The organism is Paraburkholderia ultramafica, assembly GCF_902859915.1.
GTDB classification, from domain to species: Bacteria; Pseudomonadota; Gammaproteobacteria; order Burkholderiales; family Burkholderiaceae; genus Paraburkholderia; species Paraburkholderia ultramafica.
In genome coordinates this window covers 168,116-184,355 of sequence record NZ_CADIKK010000013.1, presented here as the reverse complement: position 1 = coordinate 184,355, position 16,240 = coordinate 168,116, and the positions used below count along the sequence as shown (strand labels likewise).

Annotated in this window: 16 protein-coding genes, 1 other RNA gene and 1 riboswitch; of the genes, 8 read left to right on the top strand and 9 right to left on the bottom strand. The window is 64.6% G+C overall.

What is annotated here, in order from left to right:
- Window positions 1-221: 221 nt before the first annotated feature.
- The 4 genes from HV744_RS15960 to HV744_RS15945 form a co-directional block, all read right to left on the bottom strand.
- A complete protein-coding gene (locus tag HV744_RS15960; protein WP_175150445.1) occupies window positions 222-680 on the bottom strand; it encodes an EVE domain-containing protein in 459 nt (152 codons plus the stop codon).
- 107 nt (window positions 681-787) lie between these two features.
- Window positions 788-969, bottom strand: a non-coding RNA gene (ssrS, locus tag HV744_RS15955) — 6S RNA.
- A gap of 102 nt (window positions 970-1,071) precedes the next feature.
- Window positions 1,072-1,386 carry a cell division protein ZapA gene (locus tag HV744_RS15950; protein ID WP_175150444.1) on the bottom strand — a complete coding sequence of 105 codons (315 nt, stop codon included), beginning with the start codon at window positions 1,384-1,386 and terminating at the stop codon, window positions 1,072-1,074.
- Window positions 1,383-1,739: an ATPase gene (locus HV744_RS15945; protein WP_175150443.1), complete on the bottom strand. Its 357-nt coding sequence runs from the start codon at window positions 1,737-1,739 to the stop codon at window positions 1,383-1,385. The genes HV744_RS15950 and HV744_RS15945 overlap by 4 nt, the downstream gene beginning before the upstream one ends.
- 207 nt (window positions 1,740-1,946) lie before the next feature.
- Window positions 1,947-2,208: riboswitch (cobalamin riboswitch) on the top strand.
- Window positions 2,209-2,298: 90 nt separating this feature from the next.
- Here HV744_RS15945 and HV744_RS15940 point away from each other — a divergent pair.
- From HV744_RS15940 to cobC, 6 genes are read left to right on the top strand one after another with little or no spacing between them, the layout of a single operon-like run.
- Window positions 2,299-4,254: a TonB-dependent receptor domain-containing protein gene (locus HV744_RS15940; protein WP_175150442.1), complete on the top strand. Its 1,956-nt coding sequence runs from the start codon at window positions 2,299-2,301 to the stop codon at window positions 4,252-4,254.
- Between the two features lie 27 nt (window positions 4,255-4,281).
- Window positions 4,282-5,334 carry a FecCD family ABC transporter permease gene (locus HV744_RS15935; RefSeq protein WP_175150441.1) on the top strand — a complete coding sequence of 351 codons (1,053 nt, stop codon included), beginning with the start codon at window positions 4,282-4,284 and terminating at the stop codon, window positions 5,332-5,334.
- Window positions 5,331-6,185: an ABC transporter ATP-binding protein gene (locus HV744_RS15930; RefSeq protein WP_175150440.1), complete on the top strand. Its 855-nt coding sequence runs from the start codon at window positions 5,331-5,333 to the stop codon at window positions 6,183-6,185. The genes HV744_RS15935 and HV744_RS15930 overlap by 4 nt, the downstream gene beginning before the upstream one ends.
- Window positions 6,186-6,224: 39 nt before the next feature.
- Window positions 6,225-7,286, top strand: a complete 1,062-nt coding sequence (gene cobT, locus HV744_RS15925) for a nicotinate-nucleotide--dimethylbenzimidazole phosphoribosyltransferase (RefSeq protein WP_175150439.1) — start codon at window positions 6,225-6,227, stop codon at window positions 7,284-7,286.
- 37 nt (window positions 7,287-7,323) lie between these two features.
- Entirely contained in the window at window positions 7,324-8,100 is a 777-nt protein-coding gene (locus HV744_RS15920; protein WP_175150438.1) for an adenosylcobinamide-GDP ribazoletransferase, read from the top strand.
- Window positions 8,085-8,675 (top strand): alpha-ribazole phosphatase, encoded by a 591-nt coding sequence (gene cobC, locus HV744_RS15915; protein ID WP_175150437.1) that lies wholly within the window; start codon window positions 8,085-8,087, stop codon window positions 8,673-8,675. Before HV744_RS15920 ends, cobC begins: the two co-directional genes overlap by 16 nt.
- A gap of 7 nt (window positions 8,676-8,682) precedes the next feature.
- On the opposite strand, the gene HV744_RS15910 is transcribed toward cobC, so the two are convergent.
- The 4 genes from HV744_RS15910 to cobU form a co-directional block, all read right to left on the bottom strand.
- On the bottom strand, window positions 8,683-9,603 hold the full coding sequence (locus tag HV744_RS15910) for a cobalamin-binding protein (protein WP_175150436.1): 921 nt from the start codon (window positions 9,601-9,603) through the stop codon (window positions 8,683-8,685).
- A gap of 87 nt (window positions 9,604-9,690) precedes the next feature.
- The gene (gene cobD / locus HV744_RS15905) at window positions 9,691-10,746 is read right to left on the bottom strand and encodes a threonine-phosphate decarboxylase CobD (protein ID WP_175150435.1); all 1,056 of its coding nucleotides are present in this window, start codon (window positions 10,744-10,746) and stop codon (window positions 9,691-9,693) included.
- Between the two features lie 4 nt (window positions 10,747-10,750).
- Window positions 10,751-11,686 carry an adenosylcobinamide-phosphate synthase CbiB gene (gene cbiB / locus HV744_RS15900; RefSeq protein WP_175150474.1) on the bottom strand — a complete coding sequence of 312 codons (936 nt, stop codon included), beginning with the start codon at window positions 11,684-11,686 and terminating at the stop codon, window positions 10,751-10,753.
- Window positions 11,686-12,240, bottom strand: a complete 555-nt coding sequence (gene cobU, locus HV744_RS15895) for a bifunctional adenosylcobinamide kinase/adenosylcobinamide-phosphate guanylyltransferase (RefSeq protein WP_175150434.1) — start codon at window positions 12,238-12,240, stop codon at window positions 11,686-11,688. Before cobU ends, cbiB begins: the two co-directional genes overlap by 1 nt.
- A 180-nt stretch (window positions 12,241-12,420) precedes the next feature.
- Between cobU and HV744_RS15890 the strand changes: the two genes are divergently transcribed.
- Window positions 12,421-13,908, top strand: coding sequence for a cobyric acid synthase (locus HV744_RS15890; protein ID WP_175150473.1), 1,488 nt, complete (start codon window positions 12,421-12,423; stop codon window positions 13,906-13,908).
- Between the two features lie 144 nt (window positions 13,909-14,052).
- Window positions 14,053-14,469, top strand: a complete 417-nt coding sequence (locus tag HV744_RS15885; RefSeq protein WP_175150433.1) for a DoxX family protein — start codon at window positions 14,053-14,055, stop codon at window positions 14,467-14,469.
- A 13-nt stretch (window positions 14,470-14,482) separates the two neighbouring features.
- Here HV744_RS15885 and HV744_RS15880 read toward each other — a convergent pair whose 3' ends face one another.
- Window positions 14,483-15,994, bottom strand: coding sequence for a Fic family protein (locus tag HV744_RS15880; RefSeq protein WP_175150432.1), 1,512 nt, complete (start codon window positions 15,992-15,994; stop codon window positions 14,483-14,485).
- Window positions 15,995-16,240: the final 246 nt, after the last annotated feature.

The following is a 16,240-nucleotide window of genomic DNA, read 5'->3' as shown; positions in this document are numbered from 1 at the left end:
CCTTGCTTGAACAGGGTTGTGCACGATCGGCGCCAACGCCGTGCAGTGGCACGGTGCTTGCAACCTCGCTTGCAAGCTCGTTAGGCGCTGCTAACCGAAGCTTGGTTCCCTAATTTGACGCTGCCTGTCACGCCGCGTTTGCCGGCATATTCATTGCACGCACTGCAGCGGCGACGATTCGCCGATGCAGTGTTTCAACGTTGCCAGACGTCAAGGAGCCGTCACATGAGGCGCCTGGTGATGAAGCGCCATTCGGCTTCGGTCACGGGTGTGATCGACAGGCGATTGCCTTTGGCAAGCACGCGCATGTCCTGCAGTTCCGCGTGCTCGCGTAGCGCGGCAAGCGGAATCAGCGGGATCTTCTTCTTGAACACTACGTCGACGAGCAACCAGCGCGGCGTTTCCTGCGACGACTTCGCGTCGTAGTACGGGCTCTTTTTGTCGAACTGGGTCGGGTCCGGATACGCAGTGGACGATACTTCCGCCAGCCCCGCAATGCCGGGCTCAGGGCAGCTCGAATGATAGAACAGCACGCCGTCGCCGATCTGCATCATGTCGCGCATGAAGTTGCGCGCCTGATAGTTGCGCACGCCGGTCCACGGCAATGTGTGGTGTGGTGCGTTGGCGAGATGGTCGATGCTCGCCTCGTCCGGTTCGGACTTCATTAGCCAGTAGCGCATGAATCGAATTGAACGTTAAGGGTTGGACGACGTGGAAGAAAAATCGAAGCCTGACGGGACACCCAAAGAAAAACGGCATCGAACCGAAGTCCGATGCCGTTCTAGATAAGGTCCCCGCCTTAGCCGCTAGGCCGGCATCCTGAACCGGGGGTTCAGAATTGGTCGCAGTTAGCAACACTTCGGGTACATCAGACAGAGTGACGCGCACACCCGTGCTACAAATTTCCGCAACCGTGCACATGGCATTGGTTCAAGGAATATATGACCTTGGCGAACCAGGCAGGGAAGCTAAACCGATGAAGCTTAAACGATTGAACTCAAACGTTTGCCGAGACTTGCTCGCGTACTTCGTTTGAATTCGCAGCCGATCTCGGGACCGGCCGGCAGATACTTACTGCATGCTGTACTGCTGAATCACAGTACCCAGTTGTTCGTTCATTTGCTGCATTGTACGCCGGATTTCCTCAGCGGGAAATGCTTCTCCGTGTCGCACGCTGGTTTGCAGCCTAAGCAGTTCCGATGCCAGCGACAGCGCGGCCATGACCGCAATGCGATCCATGCCGCGCACGTTGCTGTGATTGCGGATCTTCGACATTTCCGCGTCGACGCGTGCAACCGCTTCAAGCAGCGCGCCTTCCGTTTCCGGCGAACACGCGAGGCGATAGGGCACGTCGAGAATCGATACTTCGATCTGCTTGGTGGTCATGCGTTTTCTCCGTGGCGGGTAACGTCGCTCTCGGCATCGACCGCGTGTTGAGCGGGCTCGAGCAGATCGAGCTGGTTATCCGGTTCGCTGCTCGCGCGAGCCCGCGGCAGTTTTTCGAGAATCGCATTCAGGCGCACCTGAGCGTCGTCGATCTTGGCCGACAGCGCGTCGCGTTCCGCTTGCAGCGCATCGCGCTCCTCGCGCAACAGCGCAAGTTCCGTGCGCGTAGCTTCCGCTTCGGCACGCGCCTGGGCGAGCTGCTCTTCGAGCGCGAGCCGCGCTTCATTGTGGCGCTGGCTGATCGCAATCAGCTTGCCGATATTCTGTGAGAGTGATTCGAGTTCGGTGAGCATGTGCTGCGTCCTCTAAAGACATCGCATTTTAGCGCGGAATATTGCAGGTTCCGACAATTGTCTCGTTTCGAGACGTAACAACATCGCTTTGTGCAGGCTTTTCTCGACCATATGATGAAAAAGTAATCGCCCATCGGACAATAACCTGCACTTTACAGAACGGATTGCACACGGATTAACCTTTCTTGACGCTCGTCGAAGCCGCTCCTAAACTGCGCGCACTCTGGTGCCCGCGCGCGCTTGTCCACAGTGCGCGCAGTTAAACGGGAAGCAGGACGCGCGGTTCATCCGGACTGAACGCGCGAACCTGCGCTGCCCCCGCAACGGTAAGCGACCGCATTCGTCATGCAGGTCGATCCTGATCGCGTGCCTGAAGTTCAACATGCGAGTGTGCCACTGCGCGTTACGCGTGGGAAGGCGGGATCGATGTGTCGCCAGCCCGGATACCGGCCAGAGGGAGAGGGACGTCCCGCGCGCAAAGTTAAAAGCGTGGGCGCCTCGTTACGCATCGGCCTGCGGGGAAGCGGGCCGTGCCCGCTATCCACAGGAATGTCATCCGATGTTGTCCCCCATCGCCCGCGCGACGTTGCTCGTTTTTGCGGGCTTGCCGCTCGTCGTGCATGCGCAAAAAAACGCTGCGTCGTCGTCCGCTGCTTCGTCTGCGTCCGTGTCTGCAACGCCAACGCCATCTTCATCTTCATCTTCGCCTTCGTCCGCAACCGATGCGAATGCCGCTGCGCAGAGTGCGGCGTCCATCGTGCTGTCGCCGGTTGTCGTGACCGCGGAGCGCGGGCCGCAAGCGCTCGCGGATACGATCCCGCAGACCTCGCTGTTCGATCAGCAGGATCTCGCCGACACCACCGCGACCGACTTGCCCGGCCTGCTGCAACTCGCGCCCGGTGCGCAAATCTCGCGCACAGGTGGCCCCGGTTCGACCGCGAGCCTCTTTTTGCGCGGTGCGTCGTCGACGCAATCGCTGTTGCTGATCGACGGCCTGCGGGTCGATTCGGTGAGCCTGGGTGCGCCGCAACTCGCGCAGATTCCGCTCGATCAGATCGATCACGTCGAAGTGGTGAACGGCAACGTGTCCGCGTTATACGGGTCGGGCGCGATCGGCGGCGTGGTGCAGGTGTTCACGAAAGACGGCGGCGACCATCCGCCGCGTTTCAACTTTTCGGTGGGCTACGGCAGCTATCACACGCAGACGCAGCAAGCGGGCGTGAACGGCGCGCTGGATAAAGACGGCCGCACGACCTTCAGCATTTCGCTCGCGCGTTCGAAGGACGACGGCTTTTCGTCGCTCGATCCGCAGCAGGCGCCCAGCGCCAATCCGAACGCGAACGGCTATCTGAACGAGAGCATCGCGGCTTCGTTGCGTCACAAGTTCAACGACCGATGGGACACCGGCGTCAGCTACTTCCAGTCGAACGGCAACAACAGTTACGACAATGCGTACGGCGTGCCGACCGATCTGAATAACCTGTACAGCAAGGTGCGCCAGGCGTCGGTGTTCGCGAACGGCAAGCTGACCGACGGGTGGACCACGCACTTCATCGTCTCCGAAGGCGACGACCGCAGCGTGTCGAATACCAACGGCGTATACAACGGCCGCTTCGATACCGACAATCGCCAGTACACGTGGCAGAACGATTTCACGTTCGCCGCGCAACAGAAACTGCAGGTGGGCTATGAGCATCTCGACCAGAGCCTCGACTCCGATACGTTCGCGGCGCCGGACCGTCATGTGGATTCGGGCTTTGTCGGCTATACGGGACGTTTCGGGCGCAACCAGATTCAGGCCAATGTGCGGCACGATCAGTATTCCGATTTTGGCGGGGCGAACAGTTACTATCTCGGCTACGGTTTCGACATCACCGAGCGCTGGAAGGCAACCGCAAGCTATGCGGATTCGTTTCGCGCGCCGAGCTTCGACGATCTGTACTATCCGATCAGCGGCAATCCGTCGATCCAGCCAGAGCGCAGTCACTCGATCGAAGCGGCGTTGCAATACGCGTCGAGCGCGCTCGGCGTGATGCGTCTGACTGCATTCCAGACGCGCTATTCGAATCTGATCGACTACGCGCAGGTGACGCCCGGCATCTATCTTGCGGAGAACGTCGGCCATGCGAAAGTGCAGGGGCTCGAAGGATCGTGGAGCGGGCATGTCGGCAAGACGGATGTGCGCGCGTCGCTGACGCTGCAAAATCCCGTCGACCTCGACAACGATGTCGACCTCGTGCGGCGTGCGCGGCGTTTCGGCTCGCTCGCGGTGAATCGCAGCATCGCTGAATGGCGAGTCGGCGGCGAGTGGATCGTGAGCGGTCCGCGCGAAGATCGCGTCGGCAAGCTGGGCGGCTACGGCATCGTGAATCTGTCGGCGCGCTACAACATCACGAAAGCGTGGTACGTGGCCGCGCAAATCCAGAACCTGTTGGACAAGGACTATGAAACGGCCTACTCGTATAACTCGCCGCGACGCGGTGCGTATGTCACGCTCGGTTGGCAGCAGCAGTGACGAACGCGCTGCGTTGAGATCGCGCGGATGAGCCGCCATTCGAATTCGCTGCCCGCCGCCGCGCGCGTGATGAGCGCGAAGCGCGCGGCCGCGATCTGGCTCGTGCTCGCGGCCATCGCGCTGGCCGTGCTGCTCGCGTCGCTCGCGCTGGGCAGCGTGTCGCTCGCGCCCTGGCGTGTGCTGACGGCGCTGGTGCCGTCGCACGCGTTGCCGCTCGAGCCGGCGGATCTGGCCGGCGAGATCGTGCGCACGCTGCGCTTGCCGCGCGCGGTGGCCGGCTTCGCGTGCGGCGCGTTGCTTGCGTTGGCCGGCGCCCTATTGCAGGTGCTGTTGCGCAACCCACTGGCCGAACCCTATGTATTAGGCGTGTCGGGAGGAGCGGCGACGTTCGCGCTCGTCGCGATGATCGCCGGTTGCGCATGGTGGATCGTCGACGCCAGCGCGTTCGCCGGCGCCTTCGTGTCGATCCTGCTGGTGCTCGGCCTCGCGCGCCGCGAGTTGTGGCGCGGCGAGCCGCAGGACACGTCGCCGCGTTTGCTGCTGACCGGCGCGGTGATCGCGGCGGGGTGGGGCGCGGTGATCACGTTGCTGCTCAACCTCGCGCCCGACAACAGCTTGCGCGGCATGCTGTTCTGGCTGACCGGCGATCTCAACGGCGGCGCGCTGCCGTGGACCGCGCTCGCCGCGCTCGTCGTCGCGCTGGTGGCGATCGTGCCGGTGGCGCCGCGGCTGAACGTGCTGCTGCGCGGCGACGCGGCCGCGCAGGCGTTGGGCGTTGCGGTAATGCCGCTGCGCTTGCGCGTGTATCTGGTCGCGTCGCTCGCGGCGGCCGCGGCTGTAACGACCGCGGGCACCATCGGCTTTGTCGGCCTGGTGGTGCCGCACATGTTGCGGCTCGCGTTCGGCAACGATCAGCGCATGCTGCTGCCGGCCGCGGCGCTCGGCGGCGGCGTCGCGGTGATGGGCGCGGACCTGATCGCGCGTACCTTGATCGCGCCGGCGCAATTGCCGGTCGGCGTGATCACGTCGATCGTCGGCGTGCCGGTGTTCCTCTGGATGCTGTTGCGCAGACGTCGATGATGGAAGCCCACCACAACCCGAGTGACAACCTCAGTCACAGCGCACTCAGCGCGCAACGTCTGACCTTGCGCGCCGGCGCGCGCACCTTGCTCGACGCGTTCACGCACACGTTCTACGCGGGCGAGATCTGGTGCGTCGCCGGCCCGAACGGCGCGGGCAAGACGACGCTGCTGTCCACGCTCGCGGGCCTGTTGCAGCCGGCGGCGGGCCATGTCGAACTGGATGGCGTGCGCGTGGCCGACTGGCAGCCGCTGCCGCTCGCGCAGCGGCGTGCATTGATGCCGCAAAGCGCACCCGACGCGTTCAGCGCGGGCGTGCTCGATATCGTGATGCTGAACCGCTTTCCGCATCTGAACGGCTGGGGTTGGGAGCGCGCCGCCGATCGCGCCGCCGCGCATGCCGCGCTGGATCTGTTGGGGCTCGCCGCCTTCGCCGCGCGCGACGTGCTGTCGTTGTCGGGCGGCGAGCGTCAACGCGTGGCGCTGGCGGCGGTGCTGTGCCAGGATGCGCCGCTCTTGCTGCTCGACGAACCGTTGTCGCATCTCGACCTGCATCATCAGATCGACTGTCTCGAAGCGCTCGCCGCGTGGACGCGCGAGCCGCGGCGTACAGTGATGTTTTCGTGCCACGACCTGAATCTGGCGCGCCGCTTCGCGAGCCACGCGCTGCTGCTCGACGGCGAGGGCGGCGCGTATGCCGGACCGGTGCGCGATGTGCTCACGCCGACGCTGACGAGTCGCGCGTTCGGCTATCCATTGATTCTGATTCGCGACGGCGAACACGAGGCGCTGATTCCCGCGCCGCGTTCGCGTCACGAATCTCTAGCCGGCGATGACACGCCGGCACACTAACTGATTCATCCGGACACTCTCTCTTTGCAGACAATGCTTATGACTTCTTTGCCACATCCGGCCGGTTTGCCCGAAGTCGCACCGCTCGATCAAACGCTGCGCGCCGAGTTGCAACACATCATCGATACCAGGACCAAGCCGCCCGGCAGTCTTGGCCGGCTCGAAACACTCGCGCGTCAGATGGGCCTGATCCAGCGCACCACCCATCCGACGGTGCAGCGCCCGGCGATGATCGTGTTCGCCGGCGACCACGGGATTGCCGCGGAAGGCGTGAGCCCGTATCCGCAAGCGGTGACCGCGCAGATGGTCGCCAACTTCGTCGCGGGCGGCGCGGCGATCAATGCGTTGAGCCGGGTCGCCGGCATCGAACTCGAAGTGGTCAACGCGGGTATCGCGACGGCGCTGCCGTCGACGGATGGACTCGTCGACATTCCGGTGGCGAGCGGCACGCGCAACTTCGCGCACGAACCCGCGATGACGCATGCCCAGGCGCTCGCCGCGATGCAGGCGGGCGTGCAGCGCGTGCGCCATCACGCGGCGCTCGGCACCAACGTGATCGGCTTCGGCGAGATGGGGATTGCGAACACCTCGTCGGCTGCGTGTCTGATGAGCCGTTTGTGCGGCGTGCCGATCGACGAATGCGTCGGCCGAGGCACCGGCCTCGACAACGCGGGGCTCGCGAAAAAGCGCAACGTGCTCGCGTCGGCGCTCATGCGTCACGCGCAGACCGCCGGTCCGCTCGACGTGCTCGCCACCTTCGGCGGCTTCGAGATCGCGATGATGACCGGCGCGTATCTAGCGGCCGCCGAAGCGCGGATGACGATACTTGTCGACGGCTTCATCGGGACCTCCGCGTTGCTGATCGCCGATGCGTTCGCGCCGAGCGTGCGCGAATACTGCGTGTTCGCGCACGCGTCGAACGAGGCGGGGCACCGGCGCATGCTCGATCATTTCGGCGCGCTGCCGTTGCTGTCGCTCGACATGCGTCTCGGCGAAGGCACGGGCGCGGCGCTTGCTGTACCGCTGCTGCGCGCGGCGGTGGCGTTCGTCAACGAGATGGCGAGCTTCGATTCGGCTGGCGTCGCGAATCGCGACGCGTGATCCGGTCCACGGCAACCAACAGGTATCCGGCCCACTCATGAACCCGCTCGCGGAACTGCGCTATTTCTTCACGGCGCTCGGTTATTTCACGCGCGTGCCCGTGCCGCGCTGGGTCGGCTACGAGCCGCATTATCTGAATGCGGCGGCGCGCTATTTTCCATTCGTCGGCGTATTGATCGGCGCGTCGAGCGCGCTGGTCTATCTCGCGGCGCTGCGCGTGTTTCCGGCGGGCGTGGCGGTGCTGTTGTCGATGGCCGCGTCGCTGCTGGTGACGGGAGCGTTTCACGAAGACGGTCTCGCCGATTGCGTCGATGCGTTCGGTGGCGCCTATACGCGCGACGACGTGTTGCGCATCATGCACGACTCGCGCATCGGCGCATTTGGCGCCATCGCACTGGTGATCGCGCTCGCGTTGAAGTGGCAAACGCTCGCGGCGCTGCCGCCGCTGCGCGCCGCAAGTCTGATGATTGCCGCGCATGCGGCGAGCCGCGCGTGCGCGATCAGTTATCTGGCCACGCTCGACTACGTGCGCGCCGAAGGCAAAGCCAAGCCGGTTGCGCAGCGTTTGAGCGGCCCCGCGTTGCTGTGCGCGGTGCTGTTCGGTTTGCCGTGGCTGCTGTGGCCGAATGGACCGGGCGCGCCGGATTGGCGCTTCGCGGGTCTGACGTTCGCGGTTCTGGGCGCGCTGCGCTTTGCAATGGGCCGTTATTTCGTTAGACGCATTGGCGGTTACACCGGCGACTGCCTCGGCTTCGCGCAGCAGATTTTCGAATTGACCATCTACCTGGTGGGGCTCGCATGGATATCGTCCTGATTCGCCATCCCGCCGTCGCGCTCGATGCGGGCGTGTGTTACGGCCACAGCGACGTCGCGCTTGCCGACGACGCCGAGACATCGTCGAGCGCGCTCGCGTTGAAGCTCGCCAGGTTGCAGGTGCCGGCGCCGCGCGTGTTGATGTCGAGTCCGCTGACGCGCTGCTCGGCGGTCGCTGCCGAGATGGCGAACGACTTCGGCTGCGTGCTCAGTCACGACGATCGGCTGAAGGAAATGAATTTCGGCGCCTGGGAGACGCAGCGCTGGGACGCGATCGATCGCGCACTGCTCGACGACTGGGCCGCCAATTTCGAGCACGCGCGTGCGCATGGCGGCGAAAGCGTTGCGCAATTCGTCGAGCGGGTGCGCGCCTGGCTCGACGCGTTTGGGCAAACCCGGGAGTTGTCGCCAGCTTATGTGGTCACGCATGCCGGCGTGATGCGGGCGATTGCGTCGCTGGTGCTGGACGTGCCGCTGGAGCGTTGTTTGACATGGTCGCTCGACATGGCGGGGATCGTCTGGTTGCGCAGAGACGACGAGGCGCAGCAGTGGGCGTTGGTGCGCTGGAATGCGTGAGCGCGCATCACTGCGCGCGTTGCTTTCTGCGTGAGCGCGCCGTCTCCAGATCTTCACACAGCCGCTGCGCGCCCTGCGCGATGCGCGGCGCCGGCCGGTTGATCAGATCACCGTCGATCGCAAAGAGGTTTTGCTTCGCCACCGCGCTTAAGGCCGGCCACGCGCGCCACGTGTCGAGTTGCGGCAAGCGGGTGTCCGGTTGGGTCGCGCCGGGCGCGGACGTGACGATCGCTTCCGGGTTCGCGGCGAGCACCGCTTCGGTCGAGACAGTCGGCACCAGCGGCTGAAGTCCTGCAAACACGTTGCGGCCACCGCACAGCGTGATGACGTCGCTGACCATATGCTCGCCGTTGAGCGTCATCAGCGGCCGATCCCACACCTGATAGAACACGCTGACCGGCGGCCGGCTCGCATACTGCGCGCGCAATCGTGCGATGTCCTGACGATACGCGGCCGCCGCGGCATCCGCGGTCGATGACGTGCCGAGCAATTGCCCGAGCTTCGTCAGCGACACGGCCACGTCGTCGAGATGATGCGGCTCGCTGAAGAACAGCGGCACGTGCAGCTCGCGCAGTCGCTCGAGTTGACGCTGCGCATTGCCATGCCGCCACACGACGATCAGATCGGGCTTCAACGCGATGATGCGTTCGAGGTCGAGCGCCTTGTTGTCGCCGACGCGCGGCAACTGTTTCGCTGCGGGCGGATAGTCGCTGTACGACACGGCGCCGACCATTTTTGCGCCGCCGCCCGCGGCATACAGCAATTCGGTGACGTGCGGTGCGAGGCTGATCACATGTTGCGCGGGGGCTTGCAGCGTGACGGTCGCGCCGGTGTCGTCGGTGACGGTGATCGTGGCGTGGGCGTGCAGCGCGGTGGCGCAGAGCGACGCGGCGATGGTGAAACGAACGAAGCGGGCGAGTCGGGTCATCGGCCGAGGATGTTGAAAACGCGTTGAGCGCGCGACGCGCGTGATGAGCATGAGGGGGCGGTGCGAGGTCGTGCGTGCTGCTTCACATCAACCGGCTCGCGCGGTGTCGATCGCTTGCATCGCTGCGCGCAAACTTTCGGCGAAGCGGGTCCATTCCGCGTCGCTCGCAGGCAAGCCGAAACGCACGCTGCCCGACGACGTGAACAGCCGCGTCCACACGCCACGCCGTGCCAGCGCTTCATGCAGAGCGACAGCGCGGGCATCGTCGGTCCATGCGAAGAGCGCGGTGCTGTGCGTATCGAAACCTTGAGCACGCAGCAGGTCGACCAGTCGCGCGCTTTCGCCGTCGAGTCGAACACGCATGTGCTGTTGCCATGCTTCGTCGGCGAATGCGGCTTTGACGGCATGACGCGCCGGACCGCTGACAGTCCACGCGCCCAGCGTCCGGCGCAACGTGTCGAGCAACGCGGGCGCACCGAGTACGAAGCCTGCGCGCACGCCGGCGAGACCGAAGAATTTTCCCGGCGAACGCAACACGATCAGGCCGTCGAGATGCGTGCTTGCCGCGAGCGACGCCGCAGGCCTCGTATCGGCGAAGGCTTCATCGACCAGCAACGTGCCGCCTCGGGCGCGCGACTGGGCATGCCAGTGCAACAGCTTCTCCGCGCTCAGATGCGCGGCCGTCGGATTGTTCGGATTCACGACGACCACATGAGTGAGCGCGTCGGGCAAGTTCTCCCAGCGCACATCCAGCGGCACGACGTGATGCCCGGCCCGGGCGAACGCGGGCGCATATTCGCTGTACGTGAGCGGCGCGATGCCGACCGTCGCGCGAGGCAGCAACGCGGGCAGCGTGCGAATCGCCGCCTGGCTCCCGGCGACGGGCAGCACGTGCGACGCATCCGGTGCGCGGTAGTAACGCGTGGCGCAGGCGGCGAAGTCGTCGCCTTCATCGGGCAGGCGGCGCCAGGCATCGGCGGGAACCGGTGGCACCGGATAGCCGTGCGGATTGATGCCGGTCGACAGGTCGAGCCACTGTGCGTACGGAATCTCATACCGCTCGGCCGCTTCGTGCAGGTTGCCGCCGTGAACGACCATGTCGGTTGCTGCGCTGCTCACGCGGGGCGCCGTTCGATCAAGCATTCGATCAACCATGAAAGGGCACACTCAGCAACGCCAGCACGATCAGCACCGCCAGCCAGAGAATGATCGTCCGCTCGACCAGCATCAGCGCGGCAGTCACGTGAGTGGCTTTGGCAGGGTGTCCGAAGCCTAGCGTCGGCCGGTGTTCGAGCGCACCGTGATACACCGCCGGCCCGCCGATCAGCACGTTCAGACTGCCGGCGCCGGCGGCCATCACCGGCCCGGCATTCGGGCTGTCCCAGCGCGGCGCCTGCTCGCGCCAGCAACGCCATGCGGTGTGCGTGTCGCCGAGCAGCGCATAGCTGGTGGCGGTCAGACGCGCGGGGATCCAGTTGAGCACGTCGTCGATGCGCGCCGCGGCCCAGCCGAAGCGCAAATAGCGCGGCGTGCGATAACCCCACATCGCGTCGAGTGTATTGGCCAGACGAAACCCGAGCGCGCCTGGACCGCCCGCGATCGCGAACCAGAACAGCGCGCCGAAGATCGCGTCGTTGCCGTTTTCGAGCGCCGATTCGACGGCCGCGCGCGACAGCGCGGCTTCATCGGCATGCGCGGTTTCGCGCGACACGATCCGCGCGGTCAACAGACGCGCCTGTTCGAGGTCGCGTTGCAGCAGGGCCCGCGCGATCGGCGCAATGTGATCGCGCAGACTGCGCGCGCCGAGCGCGAACCACAACAACGCGACATGCAGCGCGCAGGCCGCAAAAAACGGCAACACGGCGACCAGCCACCATGCGATCAGCACCGGCGGCAGCACCGCCAGTGACCACGCGAGCAGCCCCTTGAGGCGTAAGCGCCGGCCGGTGTTGTAGCGCTTCTCGAGGCGCTTCGCCCAGTTGCCGAAGCCCACCAGCGGATGCACGGCGCGCGGTTCGCCGAACCAGCGGTCGATGGCCACGCCCGCGGTCGCCAGCGTCGCGATGAGTGGAATCGATAGCATCACGCGCGGCTCGCTGTTTTCAGCGCGAGCGGCAAGCCCGCGACCATCATCGTGGCCGTGGTGCTCAACGCGGCGATGCGCTGATTGAGCCGGCCGAGTTCGTCGACGTAGAGACGCGTGGCCGCGCCAAGCGGCACCACGCCCAGGCCGATTTCGTTGCTGACCACGATGATCTTGCCTTTGGGATTCGCGAGCGCCGTTTCCAGCGCGATGACGTGCGCGTGATATCGATCGATCGACAGCGCTTCGCCTTCGGCCGGACAGAGCAGGTTGGCGAGCCACAGCGTCAGGCAGTCGATCAGCATGCAGTGGCCGGGCGCGTCGCTTTGCGTCACGGCGCCGGCGAGATCGACGCCCGCTTCGAGCAAGTGCCAATGCGCGGGACGCCGCGCGCGATGGTGCGCGATGCGCGCGCTGAATTCGGCGTCGTCGGCGACGCGCGCGGTGGCGATGTAGGTGACGGGGAGGGTGCTGTCGCCGGCAAGCTGTTCGGCATGCACGCTCTTGCCTGAGCGGGCGCCGCCGAGAATGAAGGTGAGGTCGCGGGGAGTCATCGTGTGATTGTACCGGCGTGCAGCGTGGGCGGGCGCGATGGGATAATGCGGCGGGTCGCTCGCACTTCGCTAGCGCTTGCCTCACCGCTTTTTCACCGCCGAACCCCAACAACCGTGACCATCACCTCGACTCCGACTCCAACCTCGCATGACGCCGTACCCGTGCCGCGCGGCACGCTGATGATCCAGGGCACCACGTCCGATGCCGGCAAGAGCACGCTGGTCGCCGGCCTGTGCCGGCTCGCGCGTCGCGCGGGCGTGCGGGTCGCGCCGTTCAAGCCGCAGAACATGGCGCTCAACAGCGCGGTGACGGTCGACGGCGGCGAGATCGGCCGCGCCCAGGCGTTGCAGGCGGTGGCCGCGGGAATTGCCGCGCACACCGATCTGAACCCGGTGCTGCTCAAACCGACCAGCGATCGCGGCGCGCAGGTGATCATCCACGGCAAGGCGCGCATGAATCTCGACGCGCGCGCCTATCACGACTACAAACCCGTCGCGTTCGACGCTGTGCTGGAATCGTATGCGCGTCTGCAGGCCGCGTACGACACGATCTTCGTCGAAGGCGCGGGCAGTCCGGCCGAGATCAATCTGCGCGAGCGCGATATCGCCAACATGGGATTCGCGGAAGCCGTCGATTGCCCGGTCGTGCTGGTCGCCGACATCGATCGCGGCGGCGTGTTCGCGCATCTGACCGGCACGCTGGCATGTCTGTCGGCGAGCGAGCGGGCGCGGGTGCGCGGCTTCATCATCAACCGCTTTCGCGGCGACATTGGTTTGCTGCAGCCCGGGCTGGACTGGCTCGAAGCGAAGACCGGCAAGCCGGTGCTTGGCGTGGTCCCTTATCTGCATGGTCTGACGCTTGACGCGGAAGACATGCTGCCGCCCGAACTGCGCGCGGCGCACAGCGGCGATGCGGGACGGATGTTGCGGGTGGTCGTGCCGGTTCTGCCGCATATCAGCAATCACACCGATTTCGACGCGCTGCGCGCGCATCCGCAGGTCGATTTTCATTACGTGCGAAGCGGCACAGCGCCGCCGCCGGCCGATCTGATCATCCTGCCGGGGTCGAAGAACGTGCCCGGCGATCTGGCGTTTCTGCGCGCGCAAGGCTGGGACGTGGTGCTGCAAAAGCATCTGCGCTACGGCGGACGCGTGATCGGCATTTGCGGCGGCATGCAGATGCTGGGCCGCGAAGTCGCCGACCCGCACGGCGTGGAGGGCGCGCCGGGGACGTCGGCGGGGCTCGGCTGGCTCGATTATTCGACGGTCCTCACGCGCGAAAAGACGCTGAAGAATGTGACTGGGCGCCTCGCGTTGCCCGGTTCGCCCAAAGTGGCCGGCTACGAAATTCACATGGGCGAGACGCGGGGCCCGGCGCTGGACACGCCCGCGTTGCAACTGGAAAACGCGCAGGTGGCGCGAGGGACGCAAGGGACACAGGGGGCGCGCCCCGACGGCGCGATGTCCGCCGACGGCCAGATTCTCGCCACCTATGTGCATGGCTTGTTCGACACGCCGGCTGCGTGCGCCGCGTTGCTCGCTTGGGCGGGCCTCACCGATGCCGAGAAAATCGACTACCCGGCGCTGCGCGAGGCATCGCTGGATCGCCTGGCGGATACGCTCGCCGAGCATCTCGACCTTGCTAAGTTTTTTGCGGCGATGGGTTGATCGGGATCAGTTTAAGGCGAGCGATCAAATCCTGATGGGAAATAATCAAAGCGTCGGCGGTAGTTTTTCACGTTATTTGGTTCGAATAAAGTCCTGACATCGACGGCCGGCAGCCGGCCGTCTTCTTCCACAAAGGGACTCGTCATGAATTCGAACCGCTCCGCCGATCTGGCCGCCTTACTTCTTCGCGTTGTGTTGGGCGTGCTGTATCTCGCCCACAGTCTGCAAAAGATTTTTGTTTTCACGTTGCCCGGTACTGCGCAGTTCTTCGTGTCGCTCGGCTTGCCGGGGTGGCTTGGCTATCTGACGGCCTTCGTCGAGTTGTTCGGCGGCATCGCGCTGCTGCTCGGGATGCAAGTCCGCTGGGTCGCGCTCGTACTGTTGCCGTTCATGCTCGGCGCGATGTCGGCGCATCTGCATAACGGTTGGGGTTTCACGTCGCCGAACGGCGGCTGGGAATATCCGGCGTTCTGGGCGGTGACTTTGGTGGTGCAAGCGCTGCTCGGCGGCGGTGTGCTGGCGGTGAGTGGAATGAAGGCGCCACGCATGGCGGCTGCCTGATGGGTATCAGCGGTCAGCCCCGACTGGCCCCATTCTCCGGGAATATCAACCGGTAATTCTTCAGGTCCTCCTTGAAGGCATTACAGCGATCAAATTGGTCCTGCACATCGTGTCGCGGCTGACCGTAGTCGAAGCGCGAAGTCCAGTCGTGGATACGCGTCATGCTGCGAATGTACGGGGCTGCATCGCGGTCATTTGTCAGCCGCTTGAGTGGCAGCAGATAGTCCTCGCGGTACACGGTCGGAACGATGATTCGGCACACGCCTGCTTCGCTGAGTACGCAGTTCATCGCAAGCCGCGCCGAGCGACCGTTACCGTCCAGGAAAGGATGGACCTCCGCAACGACGAACATCGTCATCAATGCCCGCGCGACAGGGTCAGTCAGTGAACTGATGCGCTCAAAGCCTTCCGCCAGGGTAGCCGGCACGTGCTCCGGCAATACGAAGAGCGTGTTGCCCGCCATATTTCGCTTCTCTTTCCACTGACCGGGTCTTTTGTCCGGTCGCGCCTGCATCACGAGGGCATTCACGCTCTTGAGCCAATCGAGAAAATCGCCGGCCGTCGGTGCAGGACCGTTTCGCCATGGCGTCGTGCTAGCCGCTCGAAAGGTGCCCAGGATGTCGTGGGAATCTTCCGACCGGTTCGGAATGATGGCCCCCTCGAAGACAATCTGCTCTGCTTCTTCAACCTCGAACGTAGTGCCCTCGATGAAGTTCGAAAAGTAGGCTTCGAAGAAAGCAAAATTCTCTAGTGACGTGCCCCTTGTTGCAGGGTCGGTCGGATGCGCGAAGACTGCGCCGGAGAGCGACGCGTGCAGCACGTCAAACAGTTCCAGCCGGTCAGGGTCGTACGGCTTGCCTGCGGCGCGCGCGAGTGCCAACTTGCTGCGAAGCTTCTTTTCTTCGTGTGTGCCGAGCAGTGCGCCGATGAGTCCGTCGAGGCGCTTGCCCTCGGCAGCCATGTCGAGCTTGTCGGCGATGGCTCTCGCCTGGTCCCGCAGATCGTTGAGCTTGAAATCTCCCCTGATCGTCAAAATTTTGTCGAGGCGGGCCTCGATGTCTTCCTGCGGAAGCACCCGTGCAGCTGCACCGCGAGCGGTTCCCATGTTCTCAAGGAAGCCACGGGCCTCGCCCGGCATATAAATGTTCCTGTGTGGCAAGTCGGGCGCCGGCGGTTCGAGCAATGGCTGCGCGCCGGCTCCAGAAAATACCTCGATGGTGAGCCCGGGCAACTCGAGCTTGCGGCGCGTGCGGCCACGGCGAACGTGAAGGACGCCATCGACAGGTCGGTGCTCCAGTGCGGACCGATAAGCCAGCACCGCACCCGGAAGAAGGTGGCTGACAATCGCGGCCCAATTGCGAAGAACGACCGCTTCGACCGGACTATCCAGGTTGCGCGTGTAGACGCCCGCATAAATGCGTCGGAGCGCACCCGTCTCGGCGAGGCGGCGCAACGCGCGCGCATGCGCATCGTCTTCCACGGAAAAGAGGACTTCCGCGGTCTCCCTGTCCGAATTTTGCGTCATTGTGCGCCCTATGGCCGTCGGAATGTCCGAATAATGGATGAATAGTGTATCGTCTTGTCCGAAATGTAGGTGATTTGGTGTGCCAGTGATCCGAAGCATTTGCCGGAAACAACTTGATTCGCCCGCCCCCACCGCGCCTGTTGTCCGTAAATCAGATGATTCGTGACTGATTTTGTCCGAATACAGGTAGATTGAATGGAAAACAAAAATTGGCCATGCGAGCCCGCAGTCCGCCGCCCCGCCCCG

Coding starts and splice junctions, on each gene's coding strand:
- HV744_RS15910 (WP_175150436.1), bottom strand. CDS start 9,603: ATGACCCGACTCGCCCGCTTCGTTCGTTTCACCATCGCCGCGTCGCTC.
- HV744_RS15890 (WP_175150473.1), top strand. CDS start 12,421: ATGATCCAGGGCACCACGTCCGATGCCGGCAAGAGCACGCTGGTCGCC.
- HV744_RS15935 (WP_175150441.1), top strand. CDS start 4,282: ATGAGCCGCCATTCGAATTCGCTGCCCGCCGCCGCGCGCGTGATGAGC.
- HV744_RS15945 (WP_175150443.1), bottom strand. CDS start 1,739: ATGCTCACCGAACTCGAATCACTCTCACAGAATATCGGCAAGCTGATT.
- cobD (WP_175150435.1), bottom strand. CDS start 10,746: ATGCTTGATCGAACGGCGCCCCGCGTGAGCAGCGCAGCAACCGACATG.
- cobT (WP_175150439.1), top strand. CDS start 6,225: ATGACTTCTTTGCCACATCCGGCCGGTTTGCCCGAAGTCGCACCGCTC.
- HV744_RS15940 (WP_175150442.1), top strand. CDS start 2,299: ATGTTGTCCCCCATCGCCCGCGCGACGTTGCTCGTTTTTGCGGGCTTG.
- HV744_RS15920 (WP_175150438.1), top strand. CDS start 7,324: ATGAACCCGCTCGCGGAACTGCGCTATTTCTTCACGGCGCTCGGTTAT.
- HV744_RS15880 (WP_175150432.1), bottom strand. CDS start 15,994: ATGACGCAAAATTCGGACAGGGAGACCGCGGAAGTCCTCTTTTCCGTG.
- HV744_RS15930 (WP_175150440.1), top strand. CDS start 5,331: ATGATGGAAGCCCACCACAACCCGAGTGACAACCTCAGTCACAGCGCA.
- cbiB (WP_175150474.1), bottom strand. CDS start 11,686: ATGCTATCGATTCCACTCATCGCGACGCTGGCGACCGCGGGCGTGGCC.
- cobC (WP_175150437.1), top strand. CDS start 8,085: ATGGATATCGTCCTGATTCGCCATCCCGCCGTCGCGCTCGATGCGGGC.
- HV744_RS15960 (WP_175150445.1), bottom strand. CDS start 680: ATGCGCTACTGGCTAATGAAGTCCGAACCGGACGAGGCGAGCATCGAC.
- HV744_RS15950 (WP_175150444.1), bottom strand. CDS start 1,386: ATGACCACCAAGCAGATCGAAGTATCGATTCTCGACGTGCCCTATCGC.
- HV744_RS15885 (WP_175150433.1), top strand. CDS start 14,053: ATGAATTCGAACCGCTCCGCCGATCTGGCCGCCTTACTTCTTCGCGTT.
- cobU (WP_175150434.1), bottom strand. CDS start 12,240: ATGACTCCCCGCGACCTCACCTTCATTCTCGGCGGCGCCCGCTCAGGC.